Raw genomic sequence first — 22,732 nt, forward strand, 5'->3', positions numbered from 1 at the left:
TACAATCGTCGCCTTCAGATAGCCTCAGTAAAGGACTACCGCATGAGTGGCCTCCCGGTTTCTCATATCGGTCACAAGGTGGCCGGTTCCGTGATTGTTTCTGGCTCGCCCAACGTCTTCGTGGGCAGCACTGCCGTCGGCAAGGCGGACCGTCCATCGGCGTGTGGACCCGTAACCGGGCAGCCGGTCAACCCGATGCTCGGCGTGAAGATCCTTCCGGGGGAAGTGGATTTCTCGCTACCGGCGCCCATCCCTTTCGCCTTTATGCGGATGTACGTCTCCAGTAATGAGCGCATCGGCAGCCTGGGCCAGGGCTGGGCATTGCCCGCTGAAGGTCTGGGGCTGGAAGTCAGCGACGAGCACACTGTCCTGATCGATTCCCAGGGCCGGCGTATCGGTTTCCCGGCATTGGCGCCAGGCGCTGCCTTCTATTCCGGTAGCGAGCTGCTGTGGATTCGACGCGGTGGCCACGACGCGGATCAGCCGTTCGAGGCCTTGGGCAGCAAGTGGATCGGCGTGCCGCTGTCCGTGCAGCAGCACGAGGGCTCGGTCGTGGTCCTTCGCGAGCGGATGTTCCTGCATTTTCTGCGCAACGGTGAAGGCCACTGGCTGCTGCATGCCAGCTTCGATCGCAATGGCTATCGCACCGAATTCAGCTGGAACGCCTCGGGCAGCCTATCCTGCGTAAGGGACAGTGCGGGTCGCAGCTATGCCTTCATCTATCAACAGGTTGGCGAGCCGATGCCTGGCGACTCGGGATTGCGCCTGTACGGGATCATTCTCGGCAACCCGGACGGCCCGCTACCAGCAGGCCTCGACCCGACACAACCGGGTCTCGACTGGCTGGTGACCTACGGCTTCAACGACAGTGGCGATCTCGTCGAAGTGCGCAACCGTATGGGGCAGGTGACGCGCCGCTTCGAATGGCAGAACCATATGCTGGTGGCTCACGCGCAGCCCGAGGGGCTCGAGGTTCGCTACGAGTGGAGCACCTATGACCCCACCGGTAAGGTCATCCGGCAGACCGAACTCGATGGGCTTACCCGCGACTACCGCTACGAATCAAGCCATACCGACGTGGTCGATAACCTCGGTCGCCGCGAGCGGTACCTGTTCGAAGGTGAAGGTGCCGAGCGGCAGTGGATTGCCCACGAGCGCGCTGATGGCAGCCGGATCGAATTCACCTACGACGCCTACGGCCGCCTGGCCACCATCAAGGATCCGCTGCAACGCGTGCTACAGGCGCGCTTCAATGGCGAAGGTATGCGTGCCGAGCTGGAAGAGCCGGGCAAAACCGGAACCCGCTACTTTCTCGACGACGACAACGGCTTCGTCACCGGTATGCGGAACCCTGACGGCCATGAATGGCAGATGTTACGTGATGAACGTGGCAATACGATCAGCCTGATCGACCCGCTGGGCGCGCAAACGCAGCAGACATATCAGGATTCGCGCCTACCTGATCGCCCTACGCGGATAACCGATGCCAAAGGAGGAACGCGACAACTGGCCTGGAATCGCTTCGGTGCCCTGGAGAGCTACACCGATTGCTCGGGGCATACCACCACTTGCGAATACGACAGCAATGGCTGGCTGATCGCGAGAACCGGCCCGCTCGGTCAGACTACCCGCTATCTGCGCGATAACGTGGGTCGGATAACCCGCCGTGTATCGGCAGATGGCACGCAAATCGACTACCTCCACGATCACCTTGGCCGCGTACGTCAGGTCAATGCCGCGAATCAGCAGGTCAACCTGACGTGGGATCGGTTCAGCAGACTTACCAGCGTCACCAACCCTAACGGCGGTATTCAGCAATACGCCTATGACCTGGCAGGTCGCCTGATCGCCTTGCATAACGAGAACGGCGCACAAATCCGCTTCGCCTATGACGAAGTAAACCGCTTGATTCAACAACAGGATCTAGACGGGCGTGTCAGGCAGTTTCGCTACGATGCAGGCAGCCAACTATTGGAGGAGCGTGACGATGAGGGTCGCCTGATTCGGTTTGAATACGATATCCAAGGCAGGCTGCTGCATCGCCACCTGCCGGCTACCGAGCATACGGAAGCATTCAGTGAAACCTATGCATGGAGCCGGGGCGGCCGATTGCTGGGCGTGAAGTGCCAGGACAGCGAGGTGCGGTTCACTTATGACGCCGCTGGTCGAATCATCCACGAGCTACAAATACTCGGTGAGCAGTGGGCATATAGCGTAGAACATCAGCTTGATCCACTGGGTAACAGGGAAAGTAGCCGCTATGGAGATGCTCCTCGCGTCAACTGGCTGCTTTATGGGGCGGGTCATCTGCACGGCGTGATGGTCGATGCAATTGAGCTGGCCTTCGAACGAGACGCCAGTCACCGCGAAATACATCGCGATGCCCGCCGACGTGCAGATGGCAGAGTGCTATTCAGTGAAGCGCGTCAATACGACTTGGCCGACCGGCTGATCGAATGCAATCTGCAAACGTCAGGCGGCGTTTGCTGGCATAGGCACTATGGGTATGACGAGGTGCATAACCTTGTTTCTATCCACAGCAGTGGCGCTGCTTCCATCAAGTATCGGTATGACCTGGGCGGTCGGTTGATCGAGAGCCAGCATGACGGCCATTTAGCGAGGCGCTACGATTTCGACCCGGCTGGCAACCGTGTGGATAACTCCTCCCAGAGTTGCCTGGACAATCGCATCGCTCGTCTCAACGGTCACCAGTTTCGCTATGACAGGGTTGGTAATCTGATCGAGCGTATCGATCCCGACGGCACCCTGATGACCATGGGCTATGACGGTGCGAACCGTCTTGTGCACCTGCAACGAACCGGCGCAGACGGCCAGGCATGGGATGTTCGCTACCACTACGACGGCTTGTCACGGCGTATTGCCAAGGATGTTTTGCGCGATGGCCAATGGCACCGTACCTATTATGGTTGGGACAACCACCGCCAGTGTGCCGAGGCGCAGGCCAACCGATTACGCACCACCGTGCATGAGCCGATCGGCTTTACCCCACTGCTGCGCATGGAGCAGGCACGCCAGCAGGAGAGCGCTGAAGTTCTGGAAATCCGCCGCCAACTGGGCAGCGAGGGACAGGCTTTACCAGATGCCATGCGGCCGCAGACCGAGAATTTGCGCCTGGCTTTCTTCCACACCGATCATCTGGGGACGCCCCTGCGCCTCAGCGATACCCACGGCAACCTGCTTTGGAGCGGGGAGTCGAGTGATTGGACTGCCATCGGCGACGAGCAGGGCAGCACGGATCAACCGATACGATTCCAGGGCCAGTATCTGGATACGGAGAGCGGATTGCATTACAACCGCTTTCGCTACTACGACCCGCAAGCCGGACGCTATCTGACTCAGGATCCTCTGGGACTCCTGGCCGGGATGAATACCTATCGCTACACAGAGTTGCCTACGCTAGGTATCGATCCGCTTGGGCTATTTGATTCATTCAACAATTTTCCCTATGTGAATGATCCGGCCGTCGTATCCCAGTCTTCGCTGGCATCACACATGTTGTCGAATGGTGCATCGGCAAAGGAGGTCACGGATGCGCTATATCCGACTCGCGGTTTTGAAGGCACTTTTTCTGCCGATTTGGGCTATTCATCTCATATCGGAACGGAAGGTACGTCCAGTGCGGCTGGCGTTGCCTTAGGGAAGAAAAAGGGAGAGTCTTGGAACATCTGTTACTACCAATCAACATGTGAAACGCTGGGTTTAGGTGCAGCCTTGGGGCCAGGTATCACTGGAAGCTATAGCAATACAGCTCCTACCAGTGGTGTCTCTAGAACCAAGGGATTCTTTGCCTCCGGTGGCCCTTTGGGCAATTTCAGTGGCAGCGTTCAACAGGACCTCGCAAATCCTGAAAGTTACTCAGTCAGCGGTGGCTGGGGTGTAGGTCCAGGTGTGGGAGCGGCAGGTGGAATGATGTGTGAGCAAAAACAGATTTGCTTGAGAGATTGAGCGTGAATTGGATAAAAATACTAGCAATCACCTTAAGCTGCAGTCTGATATTGGCCTGCTCGAATGATGACAAAGAGTTCCTGGAAAAGGGTTCACAGTTCGTCGATCAATTTCATAGCGAGGTCAAGCAAGGCAAGTACGCCGCCATTTATCAGGCTGCATCATCAGGACTCAAGGCAAATGGTAGTGAGCAGGAGTTCGTCGACCTGCTAACGGTGGTCAATCGTGGCTTGGGAGCTGTGCAGGAAACCCGGCTGGTAAGCCAGGCTTCCGTGAAGGCCGATACGGGGCAGGCGCTTACCCTGTTGCTGTACAACACCCGCTTTGCCAAGGGTGAGGGCACCGAGTCCTTCTACCTGGAAAATGCGAACGGCAAGCCCCTGCTGTTTCGCTATGACGTCAACTCCGACACGCTCGTGAAGAAGATGATCGAGCAAGGCGCCCGCGCCTCCCAGTAATCCCCTGCCTTTATCCACACCCCTTGGCCGCGCAGTACGAAGGGGTTCGTGCGAATCTTTCAGCAAATTTATCCATCTTGAAAAGCATTCACAGGGAAGATAAGCCCTGTGGAAAAGCTCGCCTGAGCCTTGCCGATAACCCGGTGACTAAGCCATGGATAAACCGGGCTGTGAATAACCATAGCTTTTACACACAGGGTGATCACCGCTGCCGCACATGAGCCGCGCAGGATAATCCCGCTTTCATACATCGCTGTACATTAGATAAATAAAGGCCTGTAGCAATCTATCCACAGATATCCTGAGCACCATTTATAAACATAAAAACAAGCCTTTTAAAAAAATCATTCTTTTTTCTTTATTTACCTCTGAGTTCTGCACAGCGTCTCGGTGAGAGACCACCTACTGGCAAACGCTCACCCTTGGAACAGGATCAGTTGGCTATTTTTTGTGCAAAAGGCTTCTTTCAGCCCTGCTAAATCCCTATACTTGCCGCCCTTTCCTAAAAGCTCCCTTTCTCAACAGGCACGAGGTGCGTGGTGGATTTCCCTTCCCGTTTTCAAGTGATCGTCATCGGCGGCGGTCATGCCGGTACCGAGGCTGCGCTTGCAGCGGCGCGCATGGGCGTTAAAACCCTGCTGCTGACCCATAACGTGGAAACTCTCGGGCAGATGAGCTGCAACCCCGCCATTGGCGGGATCGGCAAGAGCCACCTGGTCAAGGAAATCGACGCCCTCGGCGGCGCCATGGCGACCGCTACCGATCTGGGTGGCATCCAGTTCCGCGTACTCAATAGCCGCAAGGGTCCGGCAGTGCGTGCGACTCGCGCCCAGGCTGACCGCATTCTCTACAAGGCGGCAGTACGCGAAATTCTGGAAAACCAGCCCAACCTGTGGATATTCCAGCAAGCCGCCGATGACCTGATCGTCGAGCAGGATGAAGTCAAAGGCGTGGTCACCCAGATGGGGCTGCGTTTCTTCGCCGACTCCGTAGTGCTGACCACCGGCACCTTTCTCGGCGGACTTATCCACATCGGTCTGCAGAACTATTCCGGCGGCCGTGCAGGGGATCCACCCTCGATCGCCCTGGCCAAGCGCCTGCGTGAATTGCCGCTGCGCGTCGGTCGCCTGAAGACCGGCACGCCGCCACGTATCGACGGTCGTTCGGTGGACTTCACCCAGATGACCGAACAGCCAGGCGATACACCGATTCCGGTGATGTCGTTCATGGGTAACAAGGAGCAGCACCCACGCCAGGTGAGTTGCTGGATCACCCACACCAATGCGCGCACCCACGAGATCATCGCTGCGAACCTCGACCGCTCACCGATGTACTCCGGGGTGATCGAAGGTGTGGGCCCTCGGTATTGCCCGTCGATCGAGGACAAGATCCATCGCTTCGCCGAGAAGGACAGCCACCAGGTGTTCATCGAGCCGGAAGGCCTGACCACCCATGAGCTGTACCCCAACGGGATTTCCACGTCCCTGCCGTTCGATGTGCAGCTGCAGATCGTGCAGAGCATTCGCGGCATGGAAAACGCCCATGTCGTGCGCCCGGGCTACGCCATCGAATACGACTACTTCGACCCGCGCGACCTCAAGTACAGCCTAGAGACCAAGGTCATCGGTGGTCTGTTCTTCGCTGGCCAGATCAACGGCACCACCGGTTACGAAGAAGCCGGTGCCCAAGGCCTGCTCGCCGGTGCCAACGCCGCGCTGCGCGCCAAGGGCAAAGAGGCTTGGTGCCCACGCCGTGACGAAGCCTACATCGGTGTGCTGGTCGACGACCTGATCACCCTGGGTACCCAGGAGCCGTACCGCATGTTCACTTCGCGGGCCGAATACCGGTTGATCCTGCGCGAAGACAACGCCGATCTGCGCCTGACCGAGAAAGGCCGCGAGCTGGGCCTGGTCGACGATCAGCGCTGGGCGGCGTTCGAAGCCAAGCGCGAAGGCATCGCCCGGGAAGAGCAGCGCCTGAAAAGTACCTGGGTGCGCCCGAACACGCCCCAGGGCGAGGCCATCGTCGAGCGCTTCGGCACGCCGCTGACCCACGAGTACAACCTGCTCAACCTGCTGTCGCGCCCGGAAATCGATTACGCCGGCCTGGTCGAGGTGACTGGTGAAGGCGCCGAGGATCCGCAGGTTGCCGAGCAGGTCGAGATCAAGACCAAGTACGCCGGCTACATCGAGCGTCAGCAGGACGAGATCGCCCGCCTGCGCGCCAGTGAGGAAACCGAGCTGCCTGTGGATATCGACTACGCGACCATTTCCGGGCTGTCCAAGGAGATCCAGCACAAACTCGGCAACGCTCGGCCGCAGACCCTCGGTCAGGCCTCGCGGATTCCGGGTGTCACCCCGGCAGCCATCTCCCTGCTGCTGATCCATCTGAAAAAACGCGGCGCGGGCCGCCAGTTGGAGCAGAGCGCCTGATGTCCGTTACCGCTCGCCACGCCGAAGAACTGCAACAAGGCGCCCGCGAACTGGGCGTCGATCTGACCGAGCGGCAGCAGGCGCAGCTGCTGGGTTACCTGGCGCTGCTGATCAAGTGGAACAAGGCCTACAACCTGACCGCCGTGCGCGATCCGGACGAGATGGTTTCGCGCCACCTGCTCGACAGCCTCAGCGTGGTGCCCTTCGTGGCCGAGGCTGGGGATAACTGGCTGGATGTCGGCAGCGGCGGCGGTATGCCGGGTATTCCGCTGGCCATCCTGTTTCCAGAGCGGCGCTTCACGCTGCTCGATTCCAATGGCAAGAAGACGCGCTTCCTCACCCAGGTGAAGCTGGAGCTCAAGCTCGCCAACCTGGAAGTTATCCACAGTCGGGTGGAAGCCTTTACGCCCGAGCAGCCGTTCAACGGCATCTGCTCGCGGGCGTTCAGTTCGCTGCAGGACTTCTCCAACTGGACGCGTCACCTCGGTGATGACCATACCCAGTGGCTGGCGATGAAAGGCGTGCATCCGGATGACGAGCTGCAGGCGCTGCCGGCGGACTTCAGTCTCACCGCCACCCATGTGCTCAAGGTTCCCGGTTGCCAAGGTCAGCGCCATCTGTTGATACTGCGTCGCTCGGTTTAGGGGGAACGGCAACATGGCTAAAGTATTCGCAATCGCCAACCAGAAAGGCGGCGTGGGCAAGACCACGACCTGCATCAACCTGGCGGCGTCTCTGGTTGCGACCAAACGCCGTGTGCTGCTCATCGACCTCGACCCGCAAGGCAACGCCACCACGGGCAGCGGTATCGACAAGCAGACCCTGGAACACTCCATCTACGATGTGCTGGTCGGCGACTGCAATCTGGTCGAGGCCATGCAGTTCTCCGAGCACGGTGGCTACCAGTTGCTGCCGGCCAACCGCGACCTGACCGCTGCGGAAGTGTCCCTGCTGGAAATGAAGATGAAGGAAAGCCGCCTGCGTTATGCCTTGGCGCCGATCCGCGAGAACTACGACTACATCCTCATCGACTGCCCGCCGGCGCTGTCGATGCTGACGATCAACGCCCTGGTCGCCTCCGATGGGGTGATCATCCCCATGCAGTGCGAGTACTACGCGCTTGAGGGGCTGAGCGATCTGGTCAACAGCATCCAGCGCATCGGCAAGCTGCTCAACCCGTCGCTGAAGATCGAAGGCCTGCTGCGCACCATGTACGACCCGCGCATCAGCCTGACCAGCGACGTGTCTGCCCAGCTCAAGGAACATTTCCCCGACACGCTCTATCAAACCGTGATCCCGCGCAACGTGCGACTGGCCGAAGCCCCTAGCTTCGGCATGCCGGCGCTGGTCTACGACAAGCAATCCCGTGGTGCGATCGCCTATCTGGCGCTGGCTGGCGAGCTGGTTCGCCGCCAGCGCGCGAACGCCCACACCGCAACCGTATAAGGAAACTGTGCATGGCTGCCAAGAAACGTGGGCTCGGACGAGGCCTGGACGCCCTGCTGGGAGGCACCAGCGTCGATACGCTCGAGCAGGAAGCGGTCAAGGCCGATACCCGTGAGCTGCAGCACCTGCCTCTGGATCTGATTCAGCGCGGCAAGTACCAGCCGCGTCGCGATATGGACGCCACCGCGCTCGAGGAACTGAGCCAGTCGATCAAGACCCACGGCGTGATGCAGCCCATCGTGGTGCGTCCGGTGGGCGACGGCCGCTTCGAGATCGTTGCCGGTGAGCGTCGCTGGCGAGCCACCCAGCAGGCGGGCCTGGATCGCATCCCGGCGCTGGTGCGCGAGCTGCCGGACGAAGCTGCCATCGCCATGGCGCTGATCGAGAACATCCAGCGCGAAGACCTCAACCCCATCGAGGAAGCCATGGCCCTGCAGCGCCTGCAGCAGGAATTCCAGCTGACTCAGCAACAGGTCGCCGAAGCGGTCGGAAAGTCGCGGGTGACCATCACCAACCTGTTGCGCCTGATCGCCTTGCCCGAGGAAGTGAAAACCCTGCTCTCCCATGGCGACCTGGAGATGGGCCACGCCCGCGCGCTGCTAGGCCTGCCGGTCGAACAGCAGACCGAAGGTGCGCGACACGTTGTCGCACGCGGCCTCACCGTGCGCCAGACCGAGGCACTGGTACGCCAGTGGCTCAATACTCAGGAGCGGCCAACTGCCACTACCAAGGTCGATCCGGATATCAGCCGGCTCGAACAGCGCCTGGCTGAGCGGCTGGGCTCTCCCGTGCAGATCAAGCACGGCCAGAAGGGCAAGGGCCAACTGGTCATTCGCTACAATTCCCTCGACGAACTCCAGGGCGTTCTAGCCCACATCCGCTGAAACAATTGCTCCCGGAGCACTACGGCGAAAAGACTTTCGGGCAGTTGAACGGGGTGGGAACCACCCCTATACTCTGCGCGCATTTCGGCGGCACAAAATGTGCCAAGTTATTGATTAGCTTGGCAACGATATCTGAGAGCTGTTACCCCGGGAAAAATGATGGATACCCGCACGCCCAAACGCCTGCCGCTCCATCGTCTGCCGGTGTTTCCGATTCTCGTGGTGCAACTGCTGGTGCTGTTGGTTCTCGCCGCTGCCTGCTGGCAATGGAAGGGCACAACCGCCGGCTATTCCGGATTGTGCGGCGGGCTGATCGCCTGGCTGCCGAATCTGTATTTCGCCCACAAGGCATTCCGGTTTTCCGGAGCGCGGGCGGCCCAGGCCATCGTCCGGTCGTTCTACGCCGGCGAAGCAGGGAAACTGGTTTTGACAGCAGTGCTTTTCGCGCTGGTGTTTGCAGGTGTGAAGCCATTGGATGCGGCGGCCTTGTTCGGCGTATTCCTGCTGACCCAATTGGTCAACTGGTTCGCACCCTTGCTGATGAAGAGATGATTTTTTAAAGCCTTAGAGCGTTTGAGGGATTTATGGCAGCTGCAGAAACCGCTTCGGGTTATATCCAGCATCACTTGCAGAACCTGACCTATGGTCAGCACCCGGTCAACGGCTGGGGGTTCGCCCACAACGCCCAGGAAGCCAAAGAAATGGGTTTCTGGGCTTTCCACCTGGATACCCTGGGTATCTCCGTGGTGCTGGGTCTGATCTTCATCTTCCTGTTCAAGGCAGCTGCCAAGCGCGCCACCTCCGGTCAGCCCGGCGGCCTGCAGAACTTCGTCGAAGTGCTGGTCGAGTTCGTCGACGGCAGCGTGAAGGACACCTTCCACGGCCGTAACGCCCTGATCGCCCCGCTGGCCCTGACCATCTTCGTCTGGATCTTCCTGATGAACCTGATGGACCTGGTGCCGGTAGACTGGATCCCGGTGGCTGCCGCCAAGATCGCCGGTGACGAGCACCTGTTCTTCCGCGCCGTACCGACTACCGACCCGAACGCCACTCTGGGCATGGCCCTCTCGGTATTCGCGCTGATCATCTTCTACAGCATCAAGGTCAAGGGAATTGGCGGCTTCCTGGGCGAGCTGACCCTGCACCCGTTCAGCGCCAAGAACATCTTCGTCAAGATCCTGCTGATTCCGGTCAACTTCCTGCTGGAATTCGTGACCCTGATCGCCAAGCCGGTGTCTCTGGCCCTGCGACTGTTCGGCAACCTGTACGCTGGCGAGCTGATCTTCATCCTCATCGCGGTCATGTTCGGCGGCGGCATTCTGTTGGCAGCACTGGCAGGCGTTCTGCAGTGGGCCTGGGCAGTCTTCCACCTGATCATCATCACGCTGCAGGCCTTCATCTTCATGATGCTGACCATCGTCTACCTGTCGATGGCGCACGAAGACAGCCATTGATGAACGTATCGCGCATCCTTGATGCGCGGCGTTGTCGATGGATCCGGCCTCGGCTGGAACGCCCGCAAGGGCACTGGAAGTAACGGTTTTGCTTTACCGCTTTACCCTTAGAAAAACCTTAACCAATACGACGTAAAAAGTCGGGAGGAAAGATGGAAACTGTAGTTGGTCTGACCGCGATCGCTGTTGCTCTGCTGATTGGCCTGGGCGCTCTGGGTACCGCTATCGGCTTCGGCCTGCTGGGCGGCAAGTTCCTGGAAGGCGCTGCGCGTCAGCCGGAAATGGTTCCGATGCTGCAAGTCAAAATGTTCATCGTCGCCGGCCTGCTGGACGCCGTGACCATGATCGGTGTTGGTATCGCACTGTTCTTCACCTTCGCGAACCCCTTCGTTGGTCAAATCGCTGGCTAATCACTCGAATTTTTCGAGTTGATTGGTGTGATGGACAACGAACGAGCGAGGTGTTGGCGTGAACATTAATGCAACCCTGATTGGCCAGTCCGTTGCCTTCTTCATCTTCGTGCTGTTCTGCATGAAGTTCGTATGGCCTCCGGTCATTGCGGCTTTGCAAGAGCGTCAGAAGAAGATTGCTGAAGGTCTGGACGCTGCCAGTCGTGCGGCTCGTGACCTGGAGTTGGCCCAAGAGAAAGCGGGTCAGCAACTGCGCGAAGCCAAGACACAGGCTGCTGAAATCATTGAGCAAGCCAAGAAGCGCGCGAACCAGATCGTCGATGAAGCCCGTGATCAGGCTCGCGTCGAGGCGGATCGCGTGAAGGCTCAGGCTCAGGCCGAGATCGAACAGGAAATCAACAGCGTCAAAGACGCCCTGCGTGCCCAAGTGGGTGCCCTGGCCGTCGGCGGTGCCGAGAAGATCCTGGGCGCATCCATCGACCAAAACGCGCATGCGGAGCTGGTTTCCAAACTGGCCGCCGAAATTTAAGCGAGGGCGCGATCATGGCAGAACTGACCACGTTGGCCCGACCTTATGCCAAGGCGGCTTTCGAATACGCCCAGGCCCACCAGCAGCTGGCCTCTTGGTCAGCCATGCTCGGCCTGGCAGCGGCGGTGTCTCAGGACGCCACCCTGCAGAGCGTGTTCAAGGCCCCGCGTTTGACGAGTACAGACAAGGCCACCACCTTCGTCGAGGTGTGTGGTGACAAGTTCGACGCCCAGGTACGCAATTTCATCCACGTTGTCGCAGAGAATGATCGTCTGGCCCTGTTGCCGGAAATCTTCGCACTGTTCGAGCTGTACAAGGCCGAGCAGGAGAAGTCGATCGACGTGGACGTTACCAGTGCCTTCGCATTGAGCGATGAACAGCAAGACAAACTCGCCAAGGTTCTCAGTGCACGGCTCGGCCGGGAAGTGCGCCTGCACGCTGCGGAGGACGCCGCCTTGATTGGTGGTGTCGTGATCCGCGCCGGCGACCTGGTTATCGATGGCTCAGTTCGCGGCAAGATCGCGAAGCTGGCCGAAGCATTGAAATCTTGAGTTTGAAGGGGCAGCAGAGCTATGCAGCAACTCAATCCTTCCGAAATTAGTGAAATCATCAAGGGACGTATCGAGAAACTCGACGTCTCTTCCCAAGCCCGTAACGAAGGCACCATCGTCAGCGTATCCGACGGTATCGTGCGCATTCACGGTCTCGCCGACGTCATGTACGGCGAAATGATCGAGTTCCCGGGCAGCGTCTACGGTATGGCACTGAACCTGGAGCAGGACTCCGTCGGTGCCGTTGTCCTGGGTGCGTACACCACCCTGGCCGAAGGCATGAGCGCCAAGTGCACCGGTCGCATCCTGGAAGTCCCGGTTGGTCCGGAGCTGCTGGGCCGCGTCGTCGACGCACTGGGCAACCCGATCGATGGCAAAGGCCCGATCAACACCGCCGCTACCGACGCTGTCGAGAAAGTGGCTCCAGGTGTGATCTGGCGTAAGTCGGTCGACCAGCCGGTACAGACTGGCTACAAGTCGGTCGATGCCATGATCCCGGTAGGCCGTGGCCAGCGCGAGCTGATCATCGGTGACCGTCAGATCGGTAAGACTGCCCTGGCCGTCGATGCCATCATCAACCAGAAGAACAGCGGTATCTTCTGCGTCTACGTAGCTGTTGGTCAGAAGCAATCGACCATCGCCAACGTGGTTCGCAAACTCGAAGAGTCCGGCGCTCTGGCCAACACCATCGTCGTCGCTGCTTCGGCTTCCGAATCCGCTGCGCTGCAGTTCCTGGCTCCTTACGCCGGCTGCACCATGGGCGAATACTTCCGCGACCGCGGTGAAGATGCACTGATCGTCTACGATGACCTGTCCAAGCAGGCCGTTGCCTACCGTCAGATCTCCCTGCTGCTGCGCCGTCCGCCAGGCCGTGAAGCCTACCCGGGCGACGTGTTCTATCTCCACAGCCGTCTGCTGGAGCGTGCTTCGCGCGTTTCCGAAGAGTACGTCGAGAAGTTCACCAACGGCGCCGTGACTGGCAAGACCGGTTCCCTGACCGCTCTGCCGATCATCGAAACCCAGGCTGGCGACGTTTCCGCGTTCGTTCCGACCAACGTGATTTCCATCACCGACGGTCAGATCTTCCTGGAATCGGCCATGTTCAACTCGGGTATCCGTCCGGCCGTCAACGCCGGTATCTCGGTATCCCGTGTGGGTGGTGCTGCGCAGACCAAGATCATCAAGAAGCTCTCCGGTGGTATTCGTACCGCTCTGGCTCAGTACCGTGAACTGGCGGCATTCGCCCAGTTCGCTTCTGACCTGGACGAAGCCACCCGCAAGCAGCTCGAGCATGGTCAGCGCGTTACCGAGCTGATGAAGCAGAAGCAATACGCTCCGATGTCCATCGCGGACATGGCGCTGTCGCTGTATGCCGCCGAGCGTGGTTTCCTGACCGACATCGAAGTCGCCAAGATCATCAGCTTCGAGCAGGCTCTGATCGCCTTCTTCAACCGTGATCACGCCGACCTGATGGCGAAGATCAACGAGAAGGGTGACTTCAACGACGACATCGATGGCCAGCTCAAAGCCGGTATCGAGAAGTTCAAAGCCACCCAAACCTGGTAAGCCGCAGCGGGCGTCGAGAGACGCCCGCCTGCTAACCCGATAGGTGTGAAATGGCAGGCGCAAAAGAGATTCGCAGCAAGATTGCGAGCATCAAAAGCACGCAGAAGATCACCAGCGCCATGGAAAAGGTGGCGGTCAGCAAGATGCGCAAGGCACAACAGCGCATGGCAGCTAGCCGCCCCTACGCGGAGCGTATCCGCCAGGTAATTGGTCATCTGGCCAACGCCAACCCGGAATACCGTCATCCCTTCATGATCGAACGCGAAGTAAAGCGCGTCGGTTACGTGGTGGTGAGTTCGGACCGTGGTCTGTGCGGTGGCTTGAATACCAACCTGTTCAAGGCCCTGGTCAAGGACATGTCGGCAAACCGCGAGCGCGGCGTGGAGATCGATCTCTGCGTAGTTGGCAGCAAGGGTGCGGCATTCTTCCGCAACTTTGGTGGCAACGTGGTCGCTGCAATCAGCCACCTCGGCGAAGAGCCGTCGATCAACGATCTGATCGGCAGCGTCAAGGTGATGCTCGATGCTTACCTGGAAGGGCGCATCGACCGTTTGTCCGTGGTTTCCAACAAGTTCATCAACACCATGACCCAGAAGCCGACCGTGGAGCAGTTGATTCCACTGGTGGCCGATCCGGATCAGGAGCTGAAACACCACTGGGACTACCTGTACGAACCCGACGCCAAGCAGCTGCTTGACGGGCTGATGGTGCGCTACGTGGAGTCGCAGGTGTACCAGGCAGTGGTCGAGAACAATGCAGCCGAACAGGCCGCACGGATGATCGCGATGAAGAACGCCACCGATAACGCTGGCGACCTCATCAAAGACCTGCAGTTGATCTACAACAAGGCACGTCAGGCAGCGATCACCCAGGAAATTTCGGAAATCGTCGGCGGCGCTGCCGCGGTTTAACGGTTCAAATATTCAGAGGAACCAAAGATGAGTAGCGGACGTATCGTTCAAATCATCGGCGCCGTCATCGACGTGGAATTCCCGCGTGACAAGGTGCCGAGTGTTTATGAAGCGCTGAAAGTAGTCGGCGCCGAAACCACTCTGGAAGTTCAGCAGCAGCTGGGCGACGGCGTGGTGCGTACCATTGCGATGGGTTCGACCGAAGGCCTCAAGCGTGGCCTGAACGTCGACAGCACTGGCGCTGGCATCCAGGTGCCGGTCGGGGTCAAGACCCTGGGCCGTATCATGGACGTGCTGGGCAACCCGATCGACGAAGCCGGTCCGATTGGCGAAGAAGAGCGCTGGGGCATTCACCGTGCCGCACCGACCTACGCCGAGCAATCGGGCTCCAACGAGCTGCTGGAAACCGGCATCAAGGTTATCGACCTGGTCTGCCCGTTCGCCAAGGGCGGTAAAGTCGGTCTGTTCGGTGGTGCCGGTGTCGGCAAGACCGTAAACATGATGGAGCTGATCCGTAACATTGCCATCGAGCACAGCGGTTATTCCGTGTTCGCCGGTGTGGGTGAGCGTACTCGTGAGGGTAACGACTTCTACCACGAGATGAAGGACTCCAACGTTCTCGACAAGGTAGCCCTGGTCTACGGTCAGATGAACGAGCCACCAGGCAACCGTCTGCGCGTCGCCCTGACTGGCCTGACCATGGCCGAGAAGTTCCGTGACGAAGGCCGTGACGTTCTGTTCTTCGTGGACAACATCTACCGCTACACCCTGGCCGGTACCGAAGTATCCGCACTGCTCGGCCGTATGCCGTCGGCAGTAGGTTACCAGCCGACCCTGGCTGAAGAGATGGGTGTTCTGCAAGAGCGCATCACCTCCACCAAGACCGGTTCGATCACCTCGATCCAGGCCGTTTACGTACCTGCGGACGACCTGACCGACCCGAGCCCGGCGACCACCTTCGCCCACTTGGACGCCACCGTCGTACTGTCCCGTGACATCGCCTCCCTGGGTATCTACCCGGCGGTCGACCCACTGGACTCGACTTCGCGTCAGCTGGACCCGAACGTGATTGGCCAGGAGCACTACGACACCGCTCGCGGCGTTCAGTACGTGCTGCAGCGCTACAAAGAGCTGAAGGACATCATCGCGATCCTCGGCATGGACGAACTGTCGGAAGAAGACAAGCAGCTGGTATCCCGGGCTCGTAAGATCCAGCGCTTCCTGTCCCAGCCGTTCTTCGTTGCTGAAGTGTTCACCGGTTCGCCAGGCAAGTACGTTTCCCTGAAGGACACCATCGCTGGTTTCAGCGGCATCCTCAAAGGTGAGTACGATCACCTGCCGGAGCAGGCGTTCTACATGGTCGGTGGCATCGAAGAAGCCATCGAGAAAGCGAAGAAACTGTAATCACCCGTGCGCCCGGCAACGGGCGCTTACGTGAGGCTAGATATGGCTATGACAGTCCATTGCGACATCGTCAGCGCAGAAGGCGAGATCTTCTCCGGTCTGGTCGAGATGGTGATCGCGCATGGCAACCTGGGTGATCTGGGTATCACCCCGGGCCACGCGCCGCTGATCACCGACCTCAAGCCGGGCCCGATTCGTCTGGTCAAGCAGGGTGGCGATATCGAGGTGTTCTACATCTCCGGTGGCTTCCTGGAAGTGCAGCCAAGCATGGTCAAGGTTCTTGCCGATACCGTGCAGCGTGCTGCTGACCTGGACGAAGCCTCCGCTCAGGAAGCCGTCAAGGCTGCCGAGAAAGCGCTGAGCGAGCAGGGGGCCGAGTTCGACTACGGTTCCGCCGCTGCTCGTCTGGCCGAGGCCGCAGCCCAGCTGCGCACCGTCCAGCAAATGCGCAAGAAGTTCGGCGGTAGCTGATACCGACGCTCTTCATCGTTGCTTGGAAAAGGGGTAGCCTTGGCTACCCTTTTTCTTGCCTGCGATTTAACCAAGGTTGTGGATAACCCGATCATGTGGGAGCGGCTTCAGCCGCGATGAACCCTTTTCTGATCGACACTCGCGCAACGGATTGCTGTGAACCCTCTTTCTTTCCGCTCTCGTTTATCTGGATCTGCCATGTCCCTCGATATCGTCATTCTCGCCGCTGGCCAGGGCACCCGCATGCGTTCGGCGCTGCCCAAGGTGCTGCATCCGGTCGCTCACAAGCCCATGCTTGGCCACGTCATCGACACTGCCCGCAGTCTGCAGCCGCAGAGCATCCAGGTGGTGATCGGCCATGGCGCCGAGAGGGTACGCGAGCGCCTGGCGGCCGACGACCTGAATTTCGTCATCCAGGCCGAGCAGTTGGGTACCGGCCACGCTGTGGCCCAGGCCCAGCCGGCCTTGAGTGCCGATACGGTCTTGATCCTGTACGGGGACGTGCCGCTAATCGAGCCGGCGACCCTGCAACGCCTGCTGGAGCTGGTCAACGACAACCAGCTGGGCCTGCTCACCGTCGAGCTGGCCGACCCGACCGGCTACGGCCGCATCGTGCGTGACGAGCAGGGCGCCGTGCAGGCCATCGTCGAACACAAAGATGCCAGCGAGGCACAGCGGCAGATCCGTGAAGGCAACACTGGCATTCTCGCCGTGCCCGGCAAGCGCCTGGGCGACTGGCTGGGGCGCCTCTCGAACAGCAACGCTCAGGGCGAGTACTACCTGACCGACGTGATCGCCATGGCGGTCGCTGACGGCCTGATAGTGGCCACCGCTACCGCTGCCGACGAAATGGAAGTGCTCGGCGCCAACGACCGTATACAGCTCGCCCAGCTCGAGTGCCATTACCAGCAGCGCATGGCTCGCCGGCTGATGGCCCAGGGCGTAACCCTGCGCGATCCGCACCGTTTCGACGTACGTGGTGAGGTGATCCTAGGCCGTGACGTGACCATCGACATCAACGTGATCCTCGAAGGCCAGGTAGTCATCGAAGACGACGTACAGATCGGCCCGAACTGCGTGATCAAGGACAGCACCCTGCGCAAGGGCGCCATCGTCAAGGCCAACAGCCATCTGGAAGGCGCCGAAGTGGGTGAAGGTGCCGATTGCGGTCCCTTTGCCCGTCTGCGGCCGGGCAGCGTACTGGGTGCCAAGGCCCATGTGGGTAACTTTGTGGAGTTGAAGAACGCCGTGCTGGGCGAGGGTGCCAAGGCCGGCCATCTGAGCTACCTGGGCGATGCCGAGATCGGTGCGCGCAGCAACATCGGCGCCGGTACCATCACCTGCAATTACGACGGTGCCAACAAGCACCGCACCGTAATGGGCGAGGATGTATTCGTCGGCTCTAACAGCGCCTTGGTGGCGCCCGTAACACTGGGCGATGGCGTCACCACCGCTGCCGGTTCGGTCGTTACCTCGGATGTGCCGGCCAACAACCTGGCCGTCGCGCGGGGCCGGCAGCGAAATATTGAAGGCTGGCAGCGTCCCACCAAGAAAAAGCCGTAGTCGCACGCTGTGGATAACCTGGTAGCCAGCGCACCGCAGTAGCCATTAGGGTTATCCACAGCAATGTTCCTCTTGACGCAAAAAGCGTGTTGAGTTTTGATTTGCGTCATTATCTTTCGAATCGAAACTTAAGCATGTCGAAACGCAACACACCGCAACGTCGACACACCATTCTTGCCTTGCTCGCCGAGCAGGGCGAGGTGAGCGTCGACGCCTTGGCTAAGCGTTTCGCCACCTCCGAAGTAACCATTCGCAAGGATCTTGCTGCGCTGGAAGCCAATGGCCTGCTGTTGCGCCGTTATGGCGGTGCAGTGCCGCTGCCCCAGGAAATGATGGTCGAGAGCAGCCAGCCAGTGTCTCGCTACAAGCAGGCGATCGCCAGGGCCGGCGTGGCGCGCATCCGTGAGCACGCGCGGATCATCATCGACAGCGGCACCACCACGGCGGCGATGATCCCCGAGCTGGGCCACAAGCCCGGGCTGGTGGTGATGACCAATTCCCTGAACGTGGCCAATGCGCTGCGCGATATCGAGCACGAGCCGGTGCTGCTGATGACCGGCGGCACCTGGGATCCGCATTCGGAATCCTTCCAGGGCCAGGTCGCCGAGCAGGTGCTGCGCTCCTATGATTTCGACCAGCTATTCATCGGCGCCGACGGCATCGATCTGCAGCGCGGCACCACCACCTTCAACGAGCTGCTGGGCCTTTCGCGGGTGATGGCCGAGGTGGCCCGTGAGGTGATCGTGATGGTCGAGAGCGACAAGATCGGCCGGCGCATTCCCAATCTCGAGCTGCCCTGGGGCAGCGTGCACACCCTGATTACCGACGAGCGCCTCGACAGCGAGGCGCGCGAACAACTCTTGGCCCGCGGGATCCAGCTGATCTGCGCGGCCACTGACGCATCCTGAGGAGAACGCTATGTGTGGCATCGTAGGCGCCATTGCCGAACGCAACATCACCGCCGTGCTGGTCGAGGGCCTGAAGCGCCTCGAATACCGCGGCTATGACAGTGCCGGCGTGGCGCTGCTCGATGACATCGGCAGCCTGCAGCGCCGTCGTCGCGTTGGCAAGGTCAGCGAGTTGGAGGCGGCGCTGGACAGCGAGCCGCTGCCGGGCCGTCTGGGTATCGCCCACACCCGCTGGGCCACCCACGGCGTGCCGACCGAAAACAATGCCCACCCACACTTTTCCGGTGACCAACTGGCGGTGGTGCATAACGGCATCATCGAAAACCATGGTCCGTTGCGCGAGCAGTTGCAGGGCCTGGGTTACCACTTCAGCTCGGATACCGACACCGAAGTCATCGTCCACCTGCTCGACCACACCCTGAAGAGCCATAGCGACCTGGCCGACGCCCTCAAGGCGGTGGTCAAGCAATTGCGCGGCGCCTACGGCCTGGCGGTGATCAGCGCGGCCAACCCGAATCGTCTGCTCGCCGCCCGCAGTGGCAGCCCGCTGGTGATCGGTTTGGGCCTGGGCGAGAACTTCCTCGCCTCCGACCAGCTTGCCCTGCGCCAGGTCACTGACCGTTTCATGTATCTGGAAGAAGGCGATATCGCCGAAATCCAGCGCGACAGCGTGCAGATTTGGGATGCCAACGGCAACGTTGTGCAGCGCGAAGCGGTGCAGTACCACGAAGGTGCCGATGCGGCCGACAAGGGCGTGTTCCGTCACTTCATGCTCAAGGAGATCCACGAGCAGCCCAAGGTCGTGCAACGCACCCTGGAAGGCCGCCTCGGCAGCGACCATGTGCTGGTGCAGGCCTTTGGCCCCCAGGCCGCCGAACTGTTCGCCAAGGTGCGCAACGTGCAGATCGTCGCCTGTGGTACCAGCTACCACGCCGGCATGGTTGCCCGTTACTGGCTTGAAGAGCTGGCCGGCATCCCCTGCCAGGTCGAAGTGGCCAGCGAGTTTCGCTATCGCCGCGTCGCGGTGCAGCCGGACACCTTGTTCGTCAGCATCTCCCAGTCCGGCGAGACGGCTGACACCCTGGCCGCGCTGCGCAACGCCAAGGCCGATGGCGGCTACCTGGCCAGCTTGGCGATCTGCAACGTCGGCATAAGCTCGCTGGTACGCGAGTCCGACCTGACCCTGCTGACCCATGCCGGCCCCGAGATCGGCGTGGCTTCGACCAAGGCCTTCACCACTCAGTTGGTCGGCCTCATGCTGCTGACCCTGGCCCTCGGCCAGGTCAAGGGCACGCTGCAAGCGGGTGTAGCCGCCGAACTCGTCGATGAGCTGCGCCGTCTGCCGGCGCGCCTGGACGAAGCTCTGGCCATGGACAAGATCGTCGAGAAGGTTTCCGAGCTGTTCGCCGAAAAGCACCACACCCTGTTCCTTGGTCGTGGTGCCCAGTACCCGGTGGCGATGGAAGGCGCCCTCAAGCTCAAGGAAATTTCCTATATCCACGCCGAGGCCTACCCGGCTGGTGAGCTCAAGCACGGCCCGCTGGCCCTGGTCGACGCCGACATGCCGGTAGTCACCGTGGCGCCCAACAACGACCTGCTCGACAAGCTCAAGTCCAACCTGCAGGTGGTTCGCGCCCGTGGCGGCGAGCTGATCGTGTTCGCCGATGCCAGTGCGGCCATGAGCAATGGCGAAGGCACCCATGTGGTGAACATGCCGCATATCCATGATGCCTTGGCACCGATCCTCTATACCCTGCCGCTGCAGCTGCTGTCGTACCATGTGGCCGTACTGCGCGGCACCGATGTGGATCAGCCACGCAATCTGGCCAAGTCAGTCACGGTGGAATGATGGGCGAAAGGGCTGTGCTGGTTCAGTTGGGGCCACTGGCGCAATTACGCGCCGGCCAACTGCCGCGGCGTCTGCTGCAGCTGTTCGTCGGCCTGGCGTTCTTCGGCATTTCCATGGCGATGATGATCCGCGGCAACCTGGGGCTGTCGCCCTGGGATGCGTTGCATGTCGGCCTGGCCAAGATGCTGCCGCTGAGCTTTGGCTGGATCGTGGTGGGTGTGTCCTTCACGGTGCTGCTGCTGTGGATTCCGCTGCGGGAAATCCCCGGCCTGGGCACTATCGCCAACGCCGTAGTGATCGGCCTGGTGGCCGACCTCACCCTGCAGCAGCTGGTGGCGCCGGAGGGTTTTATCTGGCGCCTGCTGCTGACCCTGGGCGGCGTGCTGCTCTGTGGTTTCGGCTCAGCGTTGTATATCGGTGCCCAGCTGGGCCGCGGGCCGCGTGATGGGCTGATGACCGGTCTGCACCGGGTCACTGGTTACTCGCTGCGCTCCATGCGCACCGCCATCGAACTGGCCGTGCTGCTGGTCGGCACCTTGCTCGCCGGCTACAAGGTGCTGGGCCTCGGCACCCTGCTGTTCGCCTTCGGCATCGGCCCGCTGACCCAGCTGATGCTGCCGTGGGTGCTGGTCAGGTTGCAGGCGCCCGTGAGCGAAAACGCTGCCATCACCCCCGAGGCGCGTTAGCCCGGCGGTGTTTCGTCCGGTCGCAGGGTCAGCACCCGCACGCCATCAGCGGTGACCGCCACGGTGTGCTCGAACTGGGCGGACAACAAACCATCGGTGGTTACCACCGTCCAGCCATCACCCAGGGTTCGGGTGCCTGCTTTGCCCTGGTTGAGCATCGGCTCGATGGTGAAGGTCATGCCTTCGCGCAGGGTAAGCCCGGTTCCGGCCTTTCCCCAGTGCAGCACTTCCGGTGCCTCGTGCATCTGCTTGCCGATGCCGTGGCCACAGTACTCGAGTACCACCGAATAGCTGTGGGCGCGGGCGTGGCGTTCGATGGCGTGGCCGATGTCGCCCAGTCGACCACCGGGGCGCACGGCAGCGATACCTTTCCACAGTGCTTCGTAGGTCACGCGGGTTAGGCGCTGTGCCTCGGGCGACCCCTCGCCGATCAGGTAGGTCTTGCTGGAGTCGGCGATATAGCCGTTCTTCTCCAGAGTGATATCGAAATTCACCAGATCGCCGTTCTGCAGAATCTCCCCCTTGCTGGGCACGCCGTGACATACCACCTGGTTGCGTGAAGCGTTCAGGGCGTAGGCGTATCCGTATTGGCCCTTGCTCGCCGGTCGCGCGCTCAGCTTGTGGACAATGTAGTTATCCACAATATCGTTAACCTGCATGGTCGACATGCCACACAACTGCAGCCCGTCGAGATGGCCGAATACCGAAGCCAGTAGCCTGCCGGCTTCGGCCATCAGGGCGATTTCATCGGCTGTCTTGATCATGAGGCGTTGGCCAGCCCGGGCACGGCTACGCCTGCGGCACGGAGCTCGGCAGCCATCACCTCGTTGAAGCTCAGGGTCGGGTTCATCTCGCAGAGCATGCCGATACGGATCCAGAAGCTGGCCTGGGCATTGATGGAACGATGCGAAACGCTGCTCGCCCGACGGATCTGGTCGTGCAACTCATCTTCGATATTAACGATACCCATGGGTAGATCTCTATATGATTCGTATATGGATCATATATATTTTGCTCTGCATTGCCAGAAGGTTTTTCGGTGTGATGATCTAACGGTGCTGTTCAAGAAATAACCAGAATCAGCGAAGGCATTATTTTTACTGGCTTACAGCGTTCTATCCACAGGTGATAAAGGTTTTTATCCAAGGTATCTGTGCATAAGGAACTGAAGCTGTTCAAATAATGAACATCCCTCCGTAATGGCCGTGGCACTAAGGATTTAAAAGCCCGCTACCAGCTTATCC

Annotated in this window: 21 protein-coding genes; 19 read left to right on the plus strand and 2 right to left on the minus strand. The window is 60.3% G+C overall.

Annotated features, from left to right (window positions below):
- The first annotated feature begins 42 nt into the window (after window positions 1-42).
- The 19 genes from FB481_RS09740 (at window position 43) to FB481_RS09830 (ending at window position 21,488) form a co-directional block, all read left to right on the plus strand.
- Window positions 43-3,966 carry an RHS repeat-associated core domain-containing protein gene (locus FB481_RS09740; RefSeq protein WP_147176204.1) on the plus strand — a complete coding sequence of 1,308 codons (3,924 nt, stop codon included), beginning with the start codon at window positions 43-45 and terminating at the stop codon, window positions 3,964-3,966.
- Between the two features lie 2 nt (window positions 3,967-3,968).
- On the plus strand, window positions 3,969-4,424 hold the full coding sequence (locus FB481_RS09745) for a DUF4019 domain-containing protein (RefSeq protein ID WP_167363087.1): 456 nt from the start codon (window positions 3,969-3,971) through the stop codon (window positions 4,422-4,424).
- Window positions 4,425-4,963: 539 nt separating this feature from the next.
- Complete coding sequence (mnmG, locus tag FB481_RS09750) at window positions 4,964-6,856, plus strand: tRNA uridine-5-carboxymethylaminomethyl(34) synthesis enzyme MnmG (protein ID WP_147176205.1); 1,893 nt, start codon at window positions 4,964-4,966, stop codon at window positions 6,854-6,856.
- Window positions 6,856-7,500 (plus strand): 16S rRNA (guanine(527)-N(7))-methyltransferase RsmG, encoded by a 645-nt coding sequence (rsmG, locus tag FB481_RS09755; RefSeq protein ID WP_147176206.1) that lies wholly within the window; start codon window positions 6,856-6,858, stop codon window positions 7,498-7,500. Before mnmG ends, rsmG begins: the two co-directional genes overlap by 1 nt.
- Before the next feature lie 13 nt (window positions 7,501-7,513).
- Window positions 7,514-8,302 (plus strand): ParA family protein, encoded by a 789-nt coding sequence (locus tag FB481_RS09760; protein WP_013793560.1) that lies wholly within the window; start codon window positions 7,514-7,516, stop codon window positions 8,300-8,302.
- 11 nt (window positions 8,303-8,313) lie between these two features.
- A complete protein-coding gene (locus FB481_RS09765) occupies window positions 8,314-9,186 on the plus strand; it encodes a ParB/RepB/Spo0J family partition protein (protein WP_093501097.1) in 873 nt (290 codons plus the stop codon).
- Window positions 9,187-9,345: 159 nt separating this feature from the next.
- Complete coding sequence (locus FB481_RS09770; protein ID WP_013793558.1) at window positions 9,346-9,738, plus strand: F0F1 ATP synthase subunit I; 393 nt, start codon at window positions 9,346-9,348, stop codon at window positions 9,736-9,738.
- Window positions 9,739-9,770: 32 nt separating this feature from the next.
- On the plus strand, window positions 9,771-10,640 hold the full coding sequence (gene atpB / locus FB481_RS09775) for a F0F1 ATP synthase subunit A (protein ID WP_013793557.1): 870 nt from the start codon (window positions 9,771-9,773) through the stop codon (window positions 10,638-10,640).
- 152 nt (window positions 10,641-10,792) lie between these two features.
- On the plus strand, window positions 10,793-11,050 hold the full coding sequence (atpE, locus tag FB481_RS09780) for a F0F1 ATP synthase subunit C (RefSeq protein WP_003097235.1): 258 nt from the start codon (window positions 10,793-10,795) through the stop codon (window positions 11,048-11,050).
- Window positions 11,051-11,108: 58 nt separating this feature from the next.
- On the plus strand, window positions 11,109-11,579 hold the full coding sequence (locus tag FB481_RS09785; protein ID WP_013793556.1) for a F0F1 ATP synthase subunit B: 471 nt from the start codon (window positions 11,109-11,111) through the stop codon (window positions 11,577-11,579).
- Between the two features lie 14 nt (window positions 11,580-11,593).
- Window positions 11,594-12,130: a F0F1 ATP synthase subunit delta gene (locus FB481_RS09790; protein ID WP_013793555.1), complete on the plus strand. Its 537-nt coding sequence runs from the start codon at window positions 11,594-11,596 to the stop codon at window positions 12,128-12,130.
- 21 nt (window positions 12,131-12,151) lie between these two features.
- Complete coding sequence (gene atpA / locus FB481_RS09795; protein WP_013793554.1) at window positions 12,152-13,696, plus strand: F0F1 ATP synthase subunit alpha; 1,545 nt, start codon at window positions 12,152-12,154, stop codon at window positions 13,694-13,696.
- A gap of 50 nt (window positions 13,697-13,746) precedes the next feature.
- The gene (gene atpG / locus FB481_RS09800; RefSeq protein WP_027904139.1) at window positions 13,747-14,607 is read left to right on the plus strand and encodes a F0F1 ATP synthase subunit gamma; all 861 of its coding nucleotides are present in this window, start codon (window positions 13,747-13,749) and stop codon (window positions 14,605-14,607) included.
- Window positions 14,608-14,634: 27 nt separating this feature from the next.
- The gene (gene atpD / locus FB481_RS09805; RefSeq protein WP_013793552.1) at window positions 14,635-16,011 is read left to right on the plus strand and encodes a F0F1 ATP synthase subunit beta; all 1,377 of its coding nucleotides are present in this window, start codon (window positions 14,635-14,637) and stop codon (window positions 16,009-16,011) included.
- A 42-nt stretch (window positions 16,012-16,053) separates the two neighbouring features.
- Entirely contained in the window at window positions 16,054-16,482 is a 429-nt protein-coding gene (locus FB481_RS09810; RefSeq protein WP_013793551.1) for a F0F1 ATP synthase subunit epsilon, read from the plus strand.
- Window positions 16,483-16,680: 198 nt separating this feature from the next.
- The gene (glmU, locus tag FB481_RS09815; protein WP_147176207.1) at window positions 16,681-18,045 is read left to right on the plus strand and encodes a bifunctional UDP-N-acetylglucosamine diphosphorylase/glucosamine-1-phosphate N-acetyltransferase GlmU; all 1,365 of its coding nucleotides are present in this window, start codon (window positions 16,681-16,683) and stop codon (window positions 18,043-18,045) included.
- 134 nt (window positions 18,046-18,179) lie between these two features.
- Window positions 18,180-18,953: a DeoR/GlpR family DNA-binding transcription regulator gene (locus FB481_RS09820; protein WP_013793549.1), complete on the plus strand. Its 774-nt coding sequence runs from the start codon at window positions 18,180-18,182 to the stop codon at window positions 18,951-18,953.
- Window positions 18,954-18,963: 10 nt separating this feature from the next.
- Complete coding sequence (glmS, locus tag FB481_RS09825) at window positions 18,964-20,802, plus strand: glutamine--fructose-6-phosphate transaminase (isomerizing) (protein ID WP_147176208.1); 1,839 nt, start codon at window positions 18,964-18,966, stop codon at window positions 20,800-20,802.
- Complete coding sequence (locus FB481_RS09830; RefSeq protein ID WP_147176209.1) at window positions 20,802-21,488, plus strand: YitT family protein; 687 nt, start codon at window positions 20,802-20,804, stop codon at window positions 21,486-21,488. The genes glmS and FB481_RS09830 overlap by 1 nt, the downstream gene beginning before the upstream one ends.
- On the opposite strand, the gene map is transcribed toward FB481_RS09830, so the two are convergent.
- Together map and FB481_RS09840 are read right to left on the minus strand one after the other, a co-directional pair.
- Window positions 21,485-22,252, minus strand: coding sequence for a type I methionyl aminopeptidase (gene map / locus FB481_RS09835; RefSeq protein WP_147176210.1), 768 nt, complete (start codon window positions 22,250-22,252; stop codon window positions 21,485-21,487). The two genes, FB481_RS09830 and map, sit on opposite strands and share 4 nt — an antisense overlap.
- Window positions 22,249-22,458, minus strand: a complete 210-nt coding sequence (locus FB481_RS09840; RefSeq protein ID WP_147176211.1) for a ParD-like family protein — start codon at window positions 22,456-22,458, stop codon at window positions 22,249-22,251. Before FB481_RS09840 ends, map begins: the two co-directional genes overlap by 4 nt.
- Between the last annotated feature and the right edge of the window lie 274 nt (window positions 22,459-22,732).

It is taken from the genome of Pseudomonas sp. AG1028, from assembly GCF_007993955.1.
Taxonomy (GTDB): Bacteria; Pseudomonadota; Gammaproteobacteria; order Pseudomonadales; family Pseudomonadaceae; genus Aquipseudomonas; species Aquipseudomonas straminea.

Coding starts and splice junctions, on each gene's coding strand:
- FB481_RS09740 (WP_147176204.1), top strand. CDS start 43: ATGAGTGGCCTCCCGGTTTCTCATATCGGTCACAAGGTGGCCGGTTCC.
- rsmG (WP_147176206.1), top strand. CDS start 6,856: ATGTCCGTTACCGCTCGCCACGCCGAAGAACTGCAACAAGGCGCCCGC.
- FB481_RS09760 (WP_013793560.1), top strand. CDS start 7,514: ATGGCTAAAGTATTCGCAATCGCCAACCAGAAAGGCGGCGTGGGCAAG.
- FB481_RS09765 (WP_093501097.1), top strand. CDS start 8,314: ATGGCTGCCAAGAAACGTGGGCTCGGACGAGGCCTGGACGCCCTGCTG.
- FB481_RS09770 (WP_013793558.1), top strand. CDS start 9,346: ATGGATACCCGCACGCCCAAACGCCTGCCGCTCCATCGTCTGCCGGTG.
- atpB (WP_013793557.1), top strand. CDS start 9,771: ATGGCAGCTGCAGAAACCGCTTCGGGTTATATCCAGCATCACTTGCAG.
- atpE (WP_003097235.1), top strand. CDS start 10,793: ATGGAAACTGTAGTTGGTCTGACCGCGATCGCTGTTGCTCTGCTGATT.
- FB481_RS09790 (WP_013793555.1), top strand. CDS start 11,594: ATGGCAGAACTGACCACGTTGGCCCGACCTTATGCCAAGGCGGCTTTC.
- atpA (WP_013793554.1), top strand. CDS start 12,152: ATGCAGCAACTCAATCCTTCCGAAATTAGTGAAATCATCAAGGGACGT.
- atpG (WP_027904139.1), top strand. CDS start 13,747: ATGGCAGGCGCAAAAGAGATTCGCAGCAAGATTGCGAGCATCAAAAGC.
- atpD (WP_013793552.1), top strand. CDS start 14,635: ATGAGTAGCGGACGTATCGTTCAAATCATCGGCGCCGTCATCGACGTG.
- FB481_RS09810 (WP_013793551.1), top strand. CDS start 16,054: ATGGCTATGACAGTCCATTGCGACATCGTCAGCGCAGAAGGCGAGATC.
- glmU (WP_147176207.1), top strand. CDS start 16,681: ATGTCCCTCGATATCGTCATTCTCGCCGCTGGCCAGGGCACCCGCATG.
- FB481_RS09820 (WP_013793549.1), top strand. CDS start 18,180: ATGTCGAAACGCAACACACCGCAACGTCGACACACCATTCTTGCCTTG.
- glmS (WP_147176208.1), top strand. CDS start 18,964: ATGTGTGGCATCGTAGGCGCCATTGCCGAACGCAACATCACCGCCGTG.
- FB481_RS09830 (WP_147176209.1), top strand. CDS start 20,802: ATGGGCGAAAGGGCTGTGCTGGTTCAGTTGGGGCCACTGGCGCAATTA.
- map (WP_147176210.1), bottom strand. CDS start 22,252: ATGATCAAGACAGCCGATGAAATCGCCCTGATGGCCGAAGCCGGCAGG.
- FB481_RS09840 (WP_147176211.1), bottom strand. CDS start 22,458: ATGGGTATCGTTAATATCGAAGATGAGTTGCACGACCAGATCCGTCGG.